This is a genomic window from Bradyrhizobium viridifuturi (assembly GCF_001238275.1).
Taxonomy (GTDB): domain Bacteria; phylum Pseudomonadota; class Alphaproteobacteria; order Rhizobiales; family Xanthobacteraceae; genus Bradyrhizobium; species Bradyrhizobium viridifuturi.
Genome location: NZ_LGTB01000007.1, coordinates 176,810 through 190,664 on the forward strand (window position 1 = coordinate 176,810; position 13,855 = coordinate 190,664).

General features: G+C 64.6%; 12 protein-coding genes and 3 pseudogenes. 5 read left to right on the plus strand and 10 right to left on the minus strand.

The window, feature by feature from the left end; translation table 11 throughout:
* The first annotated feature begins 93 nt into the window (after positions 1-93).
* Positions 94-1,707, plus strand: a pseudogene (locus tag ALC15_RS08795) (phosphoenolpyruvate carboxykinase).
* 96 nt (positions 1,708-1,803) lie between these two features.
* On the opposite strand, the gene rocF reads toward ALC15_RS08795, so the two are convergent.
* From rocF to ALC15_RS08810, 3 genes are all read right to left on the minus strand, one after another.
* Positions 1,804-2,781: an arginase gene (gene rocF, locus ALC15_RS08800; protein WP_050626884.1), complete on the minus strand. Its 978-nt coding sequence runs from the start codon at positions 2,779-2,781 to the stop codon at positions 1,804-1,806.
* Positions 2,782-2,920: 139 nt separating this feature from the next.
* A complete protein-coding gene (locus tag ALC15_RS08805; protein ID WP_050626919.1) occupies positions 2,921-3,742 on the minus strand; it encodes an acyl-CoA thioesterase in 822 nt (273 codons plus the stop codon).
* A 225-nt stretch (positions 3,743-3,967) separates the two neighbouring features.
* Positions 3,968-6,517 (minus strand): glycogen/starch/alpha-glucan phosphorylase, encoded by a 2,550-nt coding sequence (locus ALC15_RS08810; RefSeq protein ID WP_094193776.1) that lies wholly within the window; start codon positions 6,515-6,517, stop codon positions 3,968-3,970.
* A gap of 259 nt (positions 6,518-6,776) precedes the next feature.
* On the opposite strand from ALC15_RS08810, the gene ALC15_RS08815 reads away from it, so the two are divergent.
* Positions 6,777-7,010, plus strand: a complete 234-nt coding sequence (locus tag ALC15_RS08815) for a hypothetical protein (protein WP_050626885.1) — start codon at positions 6,777-6,779, stop codon at positions 7,008-7,010.
* A gap of 275 nt (positions 7,011-7,285) precedes the next feature.
* On the opposite strand, the gene ALC15_RS08820 is transcribed toward ALC15_RS08815, so the two are convergent.
* Entirely contained in the window at positions 7,286-7,579 is a 294-nt protein-coding gene (locus ALC15_RS08820) for a GIY-YIG nuclease family protein (protein WP_050626886.1), read from the minus strand.
* A gap of 197 nt (positions 7,580-7,776) precedes the next feature.
* On the opposite strand from ALC15_RS08820, the gene ALC15_RS08825 reads away from it, so the two are divergent.
* Positions 7,777-8,208, plus strand: coding sequence for a hypothetical protein (locus ALC15_RS08825; RefSeq protein ID WP_050626887.1), 432 nt, complete (start codon positions 7,777-7,779; stop codon positions 8,206-8,208).
* Here the strand turns inward: ALC15_RS08825 and ALC15_RS08830 are convergent.
* Positions 8,205-8,975 (minus strand): DUF2865 domain-containing protein, encoded by a 771-nt coding sequence (locus ALC15_RS08830; protein ID WP_244485994.1) that lies wholly within the window; start codon positions 8,973-8,975, stop codon positions 8,205-8,207. The genes ALC15_RS08825 and ALC15_RS08830 overlap by 4 nt on opposite strands.
* A gap of 201 nt (positions 8,976-9,176) precedes the next feature.
* Positions 9,177-9,740 (minus strand): orotate phosphoribosyltransferase, encoded by a 564-nt coding sequence (gene pyrE / locus ALC15_RS08835; protein ID WP_021076621.1) that lies wholly within the window; start codon positions 9,738-9,740, stop codon positions 9,177-9,179.
* A 191-nt stretch (positions 9,741-9,931) separates the two neighbouring features.
* On the opposite strand from pyrE, the gene ALC15_RS08840 reads away from it, so the two are divergent.
* Positions 9,932-10,558: a glutathione S-transferase family protein gene (locus tag ALC15_RS08840; RefSeq protein ID WP_050626889.1), complete on the plus strand. Its 627-nt coding sequence runs from the start codon at positions 9,932-9,934 to the stop codon at positions 10,556-10,558.
* 183 nt (positions 10,559-10,741) lie between these two features.
* Here the strand turns inward: ALC15_RS08840 and ALC15_RS08845 are convergent.
* Positions 10,742-11,410 (minus strand): annotated as a pseudogene (locus ALC15_RS08845) (LysR family transcriptional regulator substrate-binding protein); the annotation flags it as partial.
* A gap of 99 nt (positions 11,411-11,509) precedes the next feature.
* A pseudogene (locus tag ALC15_RS47860) lies at positions 11,510-11,683 on the minus strand (LysR family transcriptional regulator); the annotation flags it as partial.
* A gap of 200 nt (positions 11,684-11,883) precedes the next feature.
* Between ALC15_RS47860 and ALC15_RS08850 the strand changes: the two are divergent.
* On the plus strand, positions 11,884-12,363 hold the full coding sequence (locus ALC15_RS08850) for a hypothetical protein (RefSeq protein WP_200914652.1): 480 nt from the start codon (positions 11,884-11,886) through the stop codon (positions 12,361-12,363).
* 97 nt (positions 12,364-12,460) lie between these two features.
* On the opposite strand, the gene ALC15_RS08855 is transcribed toward ALC15_RS08850, so the two are convergent.
* On the minus strand, positions 12,461-13,096 hold the full coding sequence (locus ALC15_RS08855; RefSeq protein ID WP_050626891.1) for a LysE family translocator: 636 nt from the start codon (positions 13,094-13,096) through the stop codon (positions 12,461-12,463).
* Positions 13,097-13,175: 79 nt separating this feature from the next.
* The gene (locus ALC15_RS08860) at positions 13,176-13,805 is read right to left on the minus strand and encodes a LysE family translocator (protein WP_283806256.1); all 630 of its coding nucleotides are present in this window, start codon (positions 13,803-13,805) and stop codon (positions 13,176-13,178) included.
* Between the last annotated feature and the right edge of the window lie 50 nt (positions 13,806-13,855).

A 13,855-nucleotide genomic window follows, 5' to 3' on the forward strand; every position in this document is an offset into this window, starting at 1 on the left:
AGAGGCTATATTCTGATGACGGTCATCACCGCGACGGGGCGCGACTAGCGACATTCGCGCGAACAAGGATACGCGGGTTCGAGGAGGTTCTTCGTGCAAGAGACGGGCGTGCATAACGGTGCCTTCGGCGCCGACAAATTCGGCTTAAAAAATCTCAAGGGCGTGCATTGGAACTATGGTGCGCCGCAGCTCTACGAGCACTCCTTGCGCAATGGCGAAGCGGTGCTCTCGGCCGATGGCGCGCTCTGCGCGGATACCGGTGAGTTCACCGGCCGCAGCCCGAAGGACAAGTTCACGGTCCGTGACGGCCTGACCGACAAGAGCATGTGGTGGGCCGGCAACCAGTCGATCACCTCCGAGCAGTTCGCAACGCTCCATGCCGACTTCCTCAAGCATGCCGAAGGATGACGCTGTTCGCGCAGGATCTCTACGGCGGCGCCGATCCGAAGATCGCATCAAGACGCGCGTCTTCACCGAGCTCGCCTGGCACTCGCTGTTCATCCGCACGCTGCTCATTCGTCCCGAGACGTCGGAGCTCGCGGGCTTCGTGCCGGAACTCACGATCATCGATCTGCCGAGCTTCCGCGCCGATCCGAAACGTCACGGCTGCAAGTCCGAGAACGTCGTCGCGATCGATTTCGCCCGCAAGATTGTCCTGATCGGCGGGTCTTATTATGCCGGCGAAATGAAGAAGAGCGTGTTCACCACGCTGAACTTCTATCTGCCCGAGAAGGGCGTGATGCCGATGCATTGCTCGGCCAATGTCGGCCCCGACGGCGACACCGCGATCTTCTTCGGCCTGTCCGGCACCGGCAAGACCACGCTCTCGGCCGATCCCAAGCGCACGCTGATCGGCGACGACGAGCATGGCTGGAGCGAGGACGGCGTCTTCAATTTCGAAGGCGGCTGCTACGCCAAGTGCATCAAGCTGTCGGGCGAAGCCGAACCGGAGATCTATGCCGCCAGCAAGCGCTTCGGCGCGGTGCTGGAGAACGTCGTGCTCGGCTCCAATGATCGCGTGCCGGATTTCGACGACGGCTCGAAGACCGAGAACACCCGCTCGGCCTATCCGCTCGACTTCATCCCGAACGCCTCGCGCACCGGCCGCGCGCCGCATCCGAAGAACGTGGTGATGCTCGCCGCCGACGCTTCGGCGTGATGCCGCCGATCGCCAAGCTGACGCCGGCGCAGGCGATGTACCACTTCCTGTCCGGCTACACCGCGAAGGTCGCCGGCACCGAGCGTGGCCTCGGCAACGAGCCGCAGCCGGAATTCTCGACCTGCTTCGGCTCGCCGTTCCTGCCGCGCGATCCGTCGGTCTACGGCAATTTGCTCCGTGAGCTTATTGCGAAACACAATGTCGATTGCTGGCTCGTCAACACCGGCTGGACCGGCGGCAAGTACGGCACCGGCCGCCGCATGCCGATCAAGGTGACCCGCGCGCTGCTCACCGCGGCATTGAACGGTTCGCTCCGCAACGCGGATTTCCGCACGGACAAGTATTTCGGCTTCGCGGTGCCGACCTCGCTGCCGGGCGTCGAGCCGCACATCCTCGATCCGATCAAGACCTGGGCCGACAAGGTCGAGTTCGACAAGACGGCGCGTGCGCTGGTCGGCATGTTCCAGAAGAACTTCGCCAAGTTCGAAGCGCAGGTCGACGCCGAAGTCCGCGCCGCCGCGCCGGAAGTGAAGCTGGCTGCGGAGTAAGCCGCGCAAGCGATACGCGATTTTGAAAAGGCGGCCTTCGTGGCCGCCTTTTTTGTTTGCGCACTAGGCCGGGACGACATTGAGTGTGTTGCCTCGCTACTCGCCCATCTCCGGCAGCACCGCATTGCTCGGTGTCTGCCTGTCGGTGATCTGAAGCCCGAACAGGCTGCCGATCAGCTCCACCGCGACGCGCGCGGTGCGGCCGCGTTCGTCGAGGAACGGATTGAGCTCGACGATGTCGAGCGAGCGCACCAGCCCGGAATCGTGCAGCAGCTCCATGATGAGATGCGCTTCCCGGTAGGTCGCGCCGCCCGGCACCGTGGTGCCGACGCCCGGCGCGATGTCGGGATCGAGGAAGTCGACATCGAACGAGACATGCAGCACGCCGTTCTTCGCCCTGACGCGGTCGATGACGCGTCGGGTCAGCACGGCGACGCCGAACTCGTCGATCTGGCGCATGTCCGCGATCGAGACGCTGCGCTGCCGCAGCAGCTTACGCTCCAGCGGATCGACTGATCGGGTGCCGATCAGCGCGAGCTGATCGGATGGGATCGAGGCGCGCGGCAATCCACCGAGCAAATCGTCCAGTCCGTCCTCGCCGCACAGGAACGCCGCCGACATGCCGTGCATGTTGCCGGTGATCGTGGTGGCCGGTGTGTTGTAGTCGGCATGCGCGTCGACCCACAGCGCGAACAGCGGCCGGCCTTTCTCTTGCCAGTAGCGCGCAACACCGTTGATCGACCCCATCGACAGCGAGTGATCGCCACCCATGAAGATCGGGATCGCGCCGGAATGCGCCAGCCAGTAGGCGCGCTCGGACAGGGCGCGGGTCCAGGTCTTCACCTCGTCATAGAACTTGGTATTGGCCGGCACCGGGCCGTCGGCGACGACAGCCGGGATTGCAAGGTTGCCGTGGTCGTCAACCCTGAAGTCGAGCTGCTCGAGCAGGCGCGCGATGCCCGCGGTGCGCAGCGCGTCCGGTCCCATCAGCGGACCGGGCTGCGACGCGCCGATCTCGATGGGAACGCCAAGCAGCGCGATGCGCGAGGGTTTTGAAGTGTCGGCTTCGGACATGCGGCAATGCTCCCAAAGGCGTGGAACAGAAGCGACGCGCCAATGTTCCCTCAACCCTTGAAATAGGCAATCCGGTCCTAGCAGACCAATGTGGATATTTGGCTACGATGCGAGCCGGTGGCCGATCCGCTCGGAGCGCCTACGCCTTGAAGTAGGCGATCTGCGTCGTGGTGGCGAGCAGGCGGCCGGAGGGCGACCACAATTCGCCGTGCTGGTCGCCGTAGCTCTTGTGGAAGGTTTTCGCGTCGGCCGTGGCCAGCACGCGGGTGGTATCCTCGGCGTCGAGGTCGGCCGCATCGGCGTGGAAATAGGTCGTCAGCGATACCGTGCCGAACGGCACCAGCTCGTGCCGCGCGTGGAAGACGCGGCCGAAGAACGCATCCGACATCGACATCAGCGACAGCGCGTCGAGCTTGCGCGGCACGCGGTCGGCGATCCAGAGTTTTGAATAGGGGCTCGACAGCTCCTTTGCACCGCCGCCACCGGCGAATTTCGGCTCGCCCTCGGCGAAGCGGAAGTCGTACTGGTTGGCCCAGGTCATCGCGAGCTTCGGATAGGGCCGCAGCTCTTCGAACGGCACCGCGCCGGGAAACTCGGCCGGCTGGTGCGACCACGACGGCCGCCGCTCGGCGAACACGGCGGTCGCCAAGGTCGCGACCTCGCCGCCGCCTTGCGTCATCTCGACCGACCAGTGCTGGCTCGAGCGGTTGGCCTTGACCAGGCGGACGTCGAGATCGAACACGCCCTCGGCGACCGGCGCGCAGTAATTGACCGTCAGCGCCAGCGGATCGCCCGCGCGCTGCGGGTGCTGCATCAACGCGCGCAGGATGGTCGCGGCCGTGCAGCCGCCGAACGGGCCGACGAAGGCCCAATAGTCCGGGCTGGTGCGCCCCTGCCAGCGGCTGTCGCCGGCAGTCACTGCGGTTGCTTCATCGAAAAGGTGCGGGGTCTTGGTGAGCATGAAAGTCCCTAATTCGAATTCGTCTGCCGTCATTGCGAGGAGCCGCCCGGTCCGGCCTCCGGCCGGCCGGATGACAGGCTCCGCGACGAAGCAATCCATGGCTCCGCAAATGTGGAGCGATGGATTGCTCCGCTCCGCTCGCAATGACGCTGCTGCAACAGCAGTAGCCCAGCGACTGCGCCAAATTCAATGATGTCGGACGTAATCGATTTCCGCGCCCCGGGATTATCCCTTCGCCTCGCGCTGGCTGCCCAGCTGCGGCGCGGCGGTCGGGTGCACCGGCACGTGCCAGATGTCCTCGGCGTATTCGCGGATGGTGCGGTCGGAGGAGAACCACGCCATGCGCGCCACGTTGAGGATCGAGGCGCGGGTCCAGGCCGGCGGCACCTGCCAGCGCGCGTCGATGCTACGCTGCGCGTCGTAGTAGGAATCGAAATCGGCCGAGACCATGTAATGGTCGAGGTAGCGCAACGCGTGGCCGATCGAGGCGAAGCGCGCGGCATCGCCCGGCGAGAACTCGCCGCTCTCGATGGCACGGATCGCGCGCTCGAGCCGCGGCGATCTGCGGATCACGTCAGAGGCATCGAGCCCCTGCTTGCGGCGGACCATGACGTCGCCGGCCTCCAGTCCGAAGATCGCGATGTTCTCGGGGCCGACGGCGTCGCGGATTTCGATATTGGCGCCGTCGAGCGTGCCGATGGTCAGCGCGCCGTTCAGCGCGAGCTTCATGTTGCCGGTGCCGGAGGCTTCCATGCCGGCGGTCGAGATCTGCTCGGACAGATCGGCGGCCGGAATGATCACCTCAGCGAGGCTGACATTGTAGTCGGCGAGGAAGACCACCTTCAGTCTGCCGCCGAGCGAGGCGTCATTGTTGACGACCTCGGCGACGTCGCTGATCAGCTTGATGATCAGCTTGGCGTAGCGATAGCTCGCCGCCGCCTTGCCGGCGAAGATCTTCACCCGCGGCACCCAGTTCGCGGCCGGGTCATCCTTCATCGCGTGATAAAGCGCGATCGTCTCCAGGATGTTGAGCAGCTGCCGCTTGTATTCATGGATGCGCTTGATCTGCACGTCGAACAGCGCCGACGGGTCGACCTTGACGTTGTTGCGCTCGCCGATCAGCCGCGCCAGCGCCAGCTTGTTGTGATGCTTGACGTCGCGGAACCGCTTCTGAAATTCGAGGTCGCTGGAATGCGCCTCAAGCCGATCGAGCAACGAGAAGTCGTCGAGCACGGCCTCGCCGCAGGTCTCGCGCAACAGCGCGGTCAGCCGCGGATTGGCCAGCATCAGCCAGCGGCGGAAGGTGATGCCGTTGGTCTTGTTGGTGATGCGCTGGGGATAGAGGTGATGGAGATCGTGGAACACGGTCTCCTTCATCAGGTCGGAATGCATCGCCGAGACGCCGTTGATGCGATGCGAGCCGACGAAGGCGAGCTGGCCCATCCGCACCCGGCGGCCGCTGCGCTCGTCGATCAGCGAGACCGAGGCGCGATATTCGATGTCGCCGGGGAAGCGCTCCTCGGCGAGCGCGAGATGGGCCACGTTGATGCGGTAGATGATCTCGAGATGCCGCGGCAGCAGCCGCTCGAACAGTTCGACCGGCCAGGTCTCGAGCGCCTCGGGCAGCAGCGTGTGATTGGTGTAGGACAGGGTTGCGACCGTGATCTTCCAGGCCTCGTCCCAGCGGAAATTGTGCAGGTCGACCAGGATGCGCATCAGCTCGGTGACGGCAAGGCTCGGATGGGTGTCGTTGAGCTGCACTGCCGCCTTCTGCGCGAGGTTGCGCAGGCCGCCGTCGGAGGCGAGGTGCCGATTCACCAGATCCTGCAGCGAGGCCGAGACGAAGAAATATTCCTGGCGCAGGCGGAGCTCGCGGCCCGCCGCGCTCTCGTCGTTCGGATAGAGGAACTTGCAGATCGCTTCCGCGCGCGCCTGCTCGGCGCTGGCCGAGACGTAGTCGCCCGAGTTGAACACGTCGAGCTTGAGCGGGTCGGGCGCATGCGCCGACCACAGCCGCAGCGCGTTGACGTGCTGGCCGCGCCAGCCGACGATCGGGGTGTCGTAGGCCATCGCCTCGACGGTTTCCGCCGGATGCCAGGTGGCGCGGTCGCGACCGCGCTCGTCGACATGCTCGACATGGCCGCCGAAATGGACGTTGTAGACCACCTCCGGCCGCTGGAATTCCCAGGGGTTGCCGAAAGCCAGCCACTCGTCGGGATATTCCTGCTGCCAGCCCTGATTCATGATCTGGCGGAACAGGCCGAAATCGTAGCGGATGCCGTAGCCGGTCGCCGGGATCGCCAGCGTCGCCATGCTCTCCATGAAGCAGGCCGCGAGCCGCCCGAGGCCGCCATTGCCGAGCGCCGCATCCGGCTCGCATTTGCGCAGGTCCGAGAGATCGACGCCGAGGTCGCCGAGCGCGGCCTCGAACAGCGGCAGCAGCCCCATATTGTTCAGCGCGTCGGTGAACAGGCGGCCGATCAGGAATTCCAGCGAGAGATAATAGACGCGCTTGGCGCCGGCATCGTAGGTCTGCTTCTCGGCCGTCAGCCAGTGGTGCACGATGCGGTCGCGCAGCGCCAGCGCCGCCGCCTTGTACCAGTCACGCCGGGTCGCAACGGTGGCGTCCTTGCCGATCGCAAGCCGCAGCTTGGCCAGGATCGCGCCCTTGATCTCGGTCAGCGCCAGCTCGTCAACCGGCTGATTCAAGGCCGGATAATTTGTCTGTTCCTGCAACGCCCAATCCCTGCCGTTCAGACGGGAACCTGATGCCATGGCAGGCATCATGCTCTCGTCGCCTTGTTTGAGCATGGTCCCTCGGAAATTCCGGTATCCGCGGTTCCCCGATCATGCTCCGACGCAATGATACGCGCGTTGCACGGCAATCGAAACCGTCCGGGACAAGGCCATGCAGCGCTGCCGTGAATTTATGCAAGGACCGGGCCGCTCCGGGAACCTTCCGAAGCCGCCCGCGCAGGTGCTACGATCGGCTGCGAAACGCGAGATTTTGCGACAATTTAGCGGAGGATGCGTGATGAGGCTTTTGATCGAGATCGCGGCCGCGGCATTGCTCGTGGTGTGCATCGCGGCGACCAGCGCAGCCTATGCGGCGGGCAAATTGGGCCGCAGCGCCGACGGCCTGACGTGCGGCTTTCGCGTGGCGCAGAACGCGTCGCCGGCGGCGCGCTGTGCCGCCATCAAGCGGCAATGCGGCGGCAAGTTCTACGCAAACGCCTGCGGCGACAGACTGCTGTCGGCGGCGAATTGACGGTCGCGCAAGGCGCCTTCACGCGCAATCGGGAACACCGTGGTGATACGGATTCCCAGAACTTAAGGAGTTCTTTACAAACACCCCTGTCGCTCGTGGGGCGGGCAACATTTCAAGCTCCGACGCATTTCATTCCGAAGCAATTTTCAACGGGCCGCTGACCTAGTCAGCGGCCCGAATTGCTTTGGGGGGCAGGCATATCCGTGACAGAGCGATGATGCTCGGTCGCGCCACATCGTCGTCCTGGCGAAAGCCAGGACCCATTACCCCAACTGTCAAATGAGGTCGGACCGGTCGCTCCAATCCGGATTTTCCGCTTCAATCAGCTTGATCTTCCAATCGCGTTTCCAGAACTTCAATTGCTTCTCGCGTGCGATGGCTTCCTGCGGCGTGGCGAATTCCTCGACATGAACGAGACGGAAGACTTGGTATTCATACACAAACTTGGAGCCGCGGCCCGAGCGATGCAGTTCGAGCCGGGTATGAATGTCATTGGTGACGCCGATGTAGAGCGTTCCGTGATGGCGGCTCGCGAGAATGTAGACGTAGTAGCTGACCGCAGCTTTCATGGTTTGGCCCAAGCTCGCGATATGTCGACCTGCTGGGGTAATGGGTCCTGGCTTTCGCCAGGACGACGCCCAATGATGACCATCTAAAAACCACCAAGAACGAATTAAGAACACTTTAGCAAGTCTTTGATATATCATTATGATTCGGCGCTGTGCCAATACAATATCTAGGGTCTCCCAGCCTCCGCGAGGACTACATGTCCACCATCGCCTTCGATCAGTTCGCTCTCACCCGCATCGCGGATTTCGCCCGCTCGCTGTCGCGGCTGCACCAGGCCTCGCGGCGCCAGCCGATCGACGACGACCAGCTCGATCGCGAGTTCAACGCGGTATGCATGTCGATCTGGGGCTACACCACGGATGATTTCAGCGACGAGCTGTTTTCGCTCGACGATCACGCCTGGCTCGATTCGCTCGACGAGGCGCATGCGCGCCTGTTCGCCGCCGAGCAGGGCTACGATCTCGTCGACGACCACGGCATGCTGACGGATTGGTGGGGCTATTGCTGGATGATCCTCGCCGAGAAGCGCGGTCTCCTCACCGCCGAGAACCGCGCCGCCGCGCGGGCGGCGATCGAGGAGAAATACATGGCCGCGCCGAACGTGATCGGCGTGATCGTGGCGCGTTAATTCGCCTCGGCGCGCTTGCCGGACTTTGCCGCGTTGCCCTTCGGCGCGACGGACGACGGCGCGACATCGCTTCTGGTCTCCGGCAGCGGCGCGTCGCTGGCGAGCTCGGCGCTGACGGGCGCAACCCTCATCTCGCCGAGCCGCGCGCGGACCGCCGCAGTCAATCCGGGATAGGAGGCGACCGGGGTGAAGTCGAACGACTGCTCGTTGCCGACCCGGACGCCGGTATAGGCGACCAGGCCGTCGGTGGTCGCGATCACGTCACCGGCCTTCAGCGAGGCGTCGAGCGCGAGGTCGACCGGCGCGAGCCCGGCCGGGTCGCGGCCGTTGCAGGTGCAGTCGGCGCGCAGCGCCTTGCGGTAGGCGAAGGCGGTCTCGCTGTCGGCGTAGCGCTCGCCCGTGCTCGATGCTGAGCTGTCGATATGGCTGCCGTAATAGACCTTGGTCGCGCTCGCGGGGCAGAACGCCTGGCAGAGCTGCGCCGGCGTCGCGTTGCCGCGCATCGTCAGCGGAAAATACTTGCCGTCGCAGGTCCGCACGCAATAGGCCGGCCCGGAACCGGCGACGCGCGGTGCCGAGGTGGGTGTGGAAGTCTGCCGTTCCGGCTGGTTGAGGCCGAACGGATCGGCGAAGAAATTGGCCTGCGGCGGGGCCTGCCGGCCCTGCTGCTTCTGGGAACCGCCGAAGAAGAAGTCGAACAGCCCTTCGGCTGAGACGGGAGCGGGCACGACCACGACGGAACCCGCAAAGGCTGCGGCGGCAAGCATCACACAGCGCCGCACGCGCCGATCACTCAACTCTGTACGCAACGCCAACTCCACCCGACGCGCCGCGGCGGCAAGGTGCCCCGGCGGATTCACCTTAGAGCGGGATGGTAAACGAGCGATTGATTCAGCGTGACGGCGTCACAAGCAGAAGGCGAGATCGAGCGAGTTTTCCTTCACCTCGCCCCGGGAGCAGAGAGACCTTCAGTCCTTCAGGAACTCGCCGGCCTTGTACAGCGCGCGGAACGGCAAGCCGGCTTCGGCAAAGGTCTCGGTCGCGCCTTCCTCGCGGTCGACCATGGTGAAGACCAGCGCAATCTCGCCGCCGGCCTCGCGCACCGCTTCGACCGCCTTCAGCGCCGAGCCGCCTGTCGTGGTGACGTCCTCGACGATCACGATGCGCTTTCCGGCCAGGCTCTCGCCCTTGGCGAGGCCTTCCACCGCGAGCCGTGCGCCGTGCTCCTTCGGCTTCTTGCGCACGAAGAAGGCGGCGATCGGGTGGCCCTTCAGCCAGGACAGCTGTGCGATCGCGCCGGCGAGCGGCACCGCTCCCATCTCGAGCCCGCCGACGAAATCGAGCTTGTCGTCCTTCAGTGCCTCATAGGTGAGCTCGGCGAGCAGCGCCGCGCCCTCGGGATCCAGCATTGTCGGCTTCAGGTTGAAATAGAAGTCGCTCTTGCGGCCCGACGCCAACGTGATCTCGCCGCGGCCGAACGAACGCTTGCGGATGATCTCGGCGAGGCGGGCGCGGGAGGCTGATTTGGACAAAGACTTTTTCCCTTGAGGGTTTGAGGCGGGCGGCAATCTATCGGCGGTTACCGGGACATTCCAGCGCGGAAATCGGGCCGTCAACAGCGCCTATGCCGCGATTTCCGCGGGCGAGCTTTCCGGAAAGCGCGGTTGTGCGGCCGGTTCGATCCCCCTAAAGCAGTCGCCAAATATCTGGAAGGGAAGCGGAAATGACCATCGAGCTGCACACCTGGAACACGCCCAATGGCCGCAAGATCTCGGTGGCGCTGGAGGAGATGGGGCTGCCCTACAAGGTGATCCCGGTGAATATCGGCAAGGGCGAGCAGATGGCGCCCGCCTTCCTCGCGATCAGCCCGAACAACAAGATCCCGGCGATCGTTGATCCCGATGGCCCCGGCGGCAAGCCGGTCAGCATCTTCGAGTCCGGCGCAATCCTGCTCTATCTCGGCGAGAAGACCGGCAAGTTCCTGCCGAAGCCGCTCGCCGAGCGGATCCCGGTCTATGAGTGGCTGATGTGGCAGATGGGCGGTTTCGGCCCGATGCCGGGCCAGGTGCACCATTTCATCGCGCTGGAGAACGAGCAGGATCGCGCCTACGGCCTGAAGCGCTACATGGCCGAGACGCGGCGGCTCTACGGCGTGCTGGACCGCAGGCTGGATGGCCGCGATTTCGTCGCCGGCGATCTCTCGGTCGCCGATTTCGCCATCCTCGGCTGGGCCTGGCGCCATCCGCGCCACAAGGTCGATCTCGGCGACTTCCCCAACGTCAAGCGCTGGTACGAGACGCTGATGGCCCGCCCCGCGACGAAGCGCGGGATGGAAGCGAAGCTGGATTGAGGGGGTCTTCCCTTCTCCCCTTGCGGGAGAAGGTGGCACAGGCGGCCAACGGCCGTTTGTAATGCAACGCCGACGCGTAGCGTCGGCTACGGCGGCAGATGAGGGGTTGTCTCCGCAGACGATCTCGTGGAGGGAGACCTCACCCGGATTCGATGCTTTGCATCGAGGCTCCCGGCAGGGCGATCACCCCTTTGTTTCCTCCGGCCTTGGCAGAGGCGAGACGTGCTTGGCAAACTTGCGTCCCGGATAGTGTTTGCCGCAATAGGCGACGAGTTCGTCGATAAAGGATTTGGCATAAGGGGCCAGAAAGCGCTGCGGATCCCAGGCTACGGCTGTCCATCGCCCGATCGAAGCGCCCCTGTGAAGCAGCGGAAAGGCGTGGACGCTGGCGGGGATCTGAACATTCGACGGCACGATGGCGACATCGTTGCCGCCTCTTGCCAGCGCGAGCAGCGTGTGAGGCGCGGCGCTTTCGAGGATCACGCGTGGCCTGACGTGCGCGATGTTGCAGGCGGCATCGAACCAGCCGCGAGATGCGAAGTCCCGCCGCAGCAGCAGCAATGACTCCTCGGCGAGTTCGGCAATCTCCAGCTTCCGCCTGCTTGCGAAGCCATGCCGTGGCGAAACGGCAGCAAGCACATGGACGGGAGCCAGCAGCCGGCGGTGATAGCCATCGTCGGCGGCTGGAATGATCGCGAGATGAACGTCGCCGCGCTGCAGGCGATCCGGAACGCGGGCACCACCGTCCTCGACCAACTCTATGACCACGGAGGGGTGCTTGCGTCGGAATGAGGGGAGGAAATTGGCCAGCACCGTTTCCATATGCTGGGTGCTGCAGCCGACCCGCAGCGCGCCCGCGTTGCCGGTTCTCAGCGCACGCGCACGCTCGCCGAAAGATTCGGCATCCTGCAGGAGACGGCGGCCGCGCCGTAGCAGATCTTCGCCTTCTGAAGTCAGCTTGATCCCGCGGCCCACGCGATCGAACAACGGAATCCCGAGTTCGTCCTCGAGCCCCTGGATCTGGCGAGAAGCCGCCGGCTGACTCAGGCGCAACTGCTGTTGCGCGGCGGCAAAGCCGCCGGCCTCGGCAACGACGACGAAGGTGCGCAGCTGTCGAAGGTCCATTTCAATGCATCAATTGCATGAATCGATGGATATTAAATGCATTGGACACATTGAGCAAGCCGCGCCATGCTTCCGTCAAGCCGAAACCTTGTCCAAAGGGGAATCCCGATGTTTGACACTGAGCGTTTCGTTGCCGACTGCGTGATGCGTTTGCGGCCGACCCGTCTCACCGGGCCGTTCATGAGGTCGTTGCCCGCGCGATGTCTGAACCGACCGCGGTATTCAGGGCACTCGGCGAGCCGGAGCGCCCCGAAACCCGTGCGCTCTTCCATTCCCCGACGCTGACCATCCTCCACGTGGTGTGGCCGCCCGGGTATATCGTGCCGCCTCACGATCATCATATGTGGGCCGTGATCGGCGTTTATGCAGGCCGTGAGGACAACGTCTTCTGGCGCCGCATTCCGGGCGAGCCGAACCGGATAGAGGCAGCGGGTGCCAGGGCCTTGTGCGCGCGCGATACCGTGCCGCTCGGCACCGAGATCATCCATTCAGTGATCAATCCGATAGATCGGCTGAGCAGTGCGATCCACGTCTACGGCGGCGATTTCTTTGCCACGGAACGGAGCAAATGGGATTCGTTGACGCTTGAAGAGGGCCGGTCCGACCGCGAGGAAGCGCGCCGCAACTTCGAACGGGCGAGCGCGCATTACGAAGCAAGTCTGCGCGAGGCCGCCGGTTGACCGCAGCAAAGGTGCCTGACAAACACCTCGCAAAACCTGCGCATCGGGCGCGAGAGAACGAGCGCGTCCTCGTTCGACAAGGAGAGCGGGGGCCTCGCTAGGCCCGCCGCGCCTCGAGCGCCATCTTCATTGCTAGCCCCGCGAGCACCGTGCCCATCAGCCAGCGCTGCACCAGGAGCCAGGTCGGGCGGGTGCCGAGGAACACCGCGATCGAGCCGGCGGCGAGCGCGATCATCGCGTTGACGCTGACGCTGATCACGATCTGGATCGAGCCGAGCGCGAGCGACTGCGTCAGCACGCTGCCGCCGGCGGGATCGATGAACTGCGGCAGCAGCGCCAGATAGAGCATCGCGATCTTTGGATTCAGCAGATTGGTGAGGAAGCCCATTGCGAACAATTTGCGCGGGCCGTCGACCTTCAGCGCCTTGACCTGGAACGGCGAGCGGCCGCCGGGCTTCAATGCTTGCCATGCCAGCCAGAGCAGATAGGCGGCGCCGGCGAACCGCAGCGCGTCATAGGCATAGGGAATCGCGAACAGCAGCGCGGTGATGCCGAACGCCGCGCACAGCATGTAGAACACGAAGCCGAGCGCGACGCCGCCGAGCGAGACGATCCCGGCCGCCGGCCCTTGCGTGATCGAGCGCGAGATCAGGTACATCATGTTCGGTCCCGGCGTCAGCACCATGCCGAGGCAGACGAGCGCAAAGCCGAGCAGGGCGGACATGTGGGGCATGATGGGTCTCGCGAGGGGATGCAGACACTTCTAGCGTGTCATCCGCCGCGCGGCCATGTCGGAATTGTCCTCGGATCAATTATCGCGGGTGGCCGGTCGCGACCGCGAACCATATCGCGATGCCGACCAGTGCGATGGCAAACGCTCCTCGGATCGTCCGGCGGTTGTTGGCGACGTCGATGGTCGACTGCATGGCGCCGGCCAGCGCGACAACGGCCGAATGGATCAGGGTTGCGATCGCGACATAGAGCACGCCTAGCATCAGCGTCTGCATCGCGAGAGAGCCGCGGTCCGGCTGAACGAACTCAGGCAGCACCGTTACATAGAACACCGCGGCCTTTGGATTGAGCAGGTTCGTGATCAAGCCGCGCTGGAATGCGGGCCACGGCTGCTCCTTCGTCGCCGTCTCGGGAGAGCCGTCCACCTGACCCGACCAGGCGTCCCAGGCGAGCCACAGCAGGTAGAGCACGCCGCCCCAACGCAGCAGGCCATAAAGCACCGGCGAGCCGTCGACCACGGCAGCCAGACCGAACGCAGCGATCACGGCGTAGGTCATCAGGCCGAGCGCGATGCCGCAGACCGCGGCAAAGCCGCTCCGCATGCCGCTCGAGAGCGACAAGGCCGCGAGATAGGTCATGTTGGGACCGGGCGTGAGCTCGATCAGGAGCGCGGTCAATGCGAATGCAAGCAGCGGATCGATGTCAGCCAAGGGTCAACTAAGGCTCCCACCCAAACGACGCAACCGATCGGGCCGCGAGC

Excerpts from the sequence above, each read along its gene's own strand:
- rocF (WP_050626884.1), bottom strand. The coding sequence starts at position 2,781 with ATGTCCGAAGCCGACACTTCAAAACCCTCGCGCATCGCGCTGCTTGGC.
- ALC15_RS08805 (WP_050626919.1), bottom strand. The coding sequence starts at position 3,742 with ATGCTCACCAAGACCCCGCACCTTTTCGATGAAGCAACCGCAGTGACT.
- ALC15_RS08810 (WP_094193776.1), bottom strand. The coding sequence starts at position 6,517 with ATGGCATCAGGTTCCCGTCTGAACGGCAGGGATTGGGCGTTGCAGGAA.
- ALC15_RS08815 (WP_050626885.1), top strand. The coding sequence starts at position 6,777 with ATGAGGCTTTTGATCGAGATCGCGGCCGCGGCATTGCTCGTGGTGTGC.
- ALC15_RS08820 (WP_050626886.1), bottom strand. The coding sequence starts at position 7,579 with ATGAAAGCTGCGGTCAGCTACTACGTCTACATTCTCGCGAGCCGCCAT.
- ALC15_RS08825 (WP_050626887.1), top strand. The coding sequence starts at position 7,777 with ATGTCCACCATCGCCTTCGATCAGTTCGCTCTCACCCGCATCGCGGAT.
- ALC15_RS08830 (WP_244485994.1), bottom strand. The coding sequence starts at position 8,975 with ATGCTTGCCGCCGCAGCCTTTGCGGGTTCCGTCGTGGTCGTGCCCGCT.
- ALC15_RS08840 (WP_050626889.1), top strand. The coding sequence starts at position 9,932 with ATGACCATCGAGCTGCACACCTGGAACACGCCCAATGGCCGCAAGATC.
- ALC15_RS08850 (WP_200914652.1), top strand. The coding sequence starts at position 11,884 with ATGTCTGAACCGACCGCGGTATTCAGGGCACTCGGCGAGCCGGAGCGC.
- ALC15_RS08855 (WP_050626891.1), bottom strand. The coding sequence starts at position 13,096 with ATGCCCCACATGTCCGCCCTGCTCGGCTTTGCGCTCGTCTGCCTCGGC.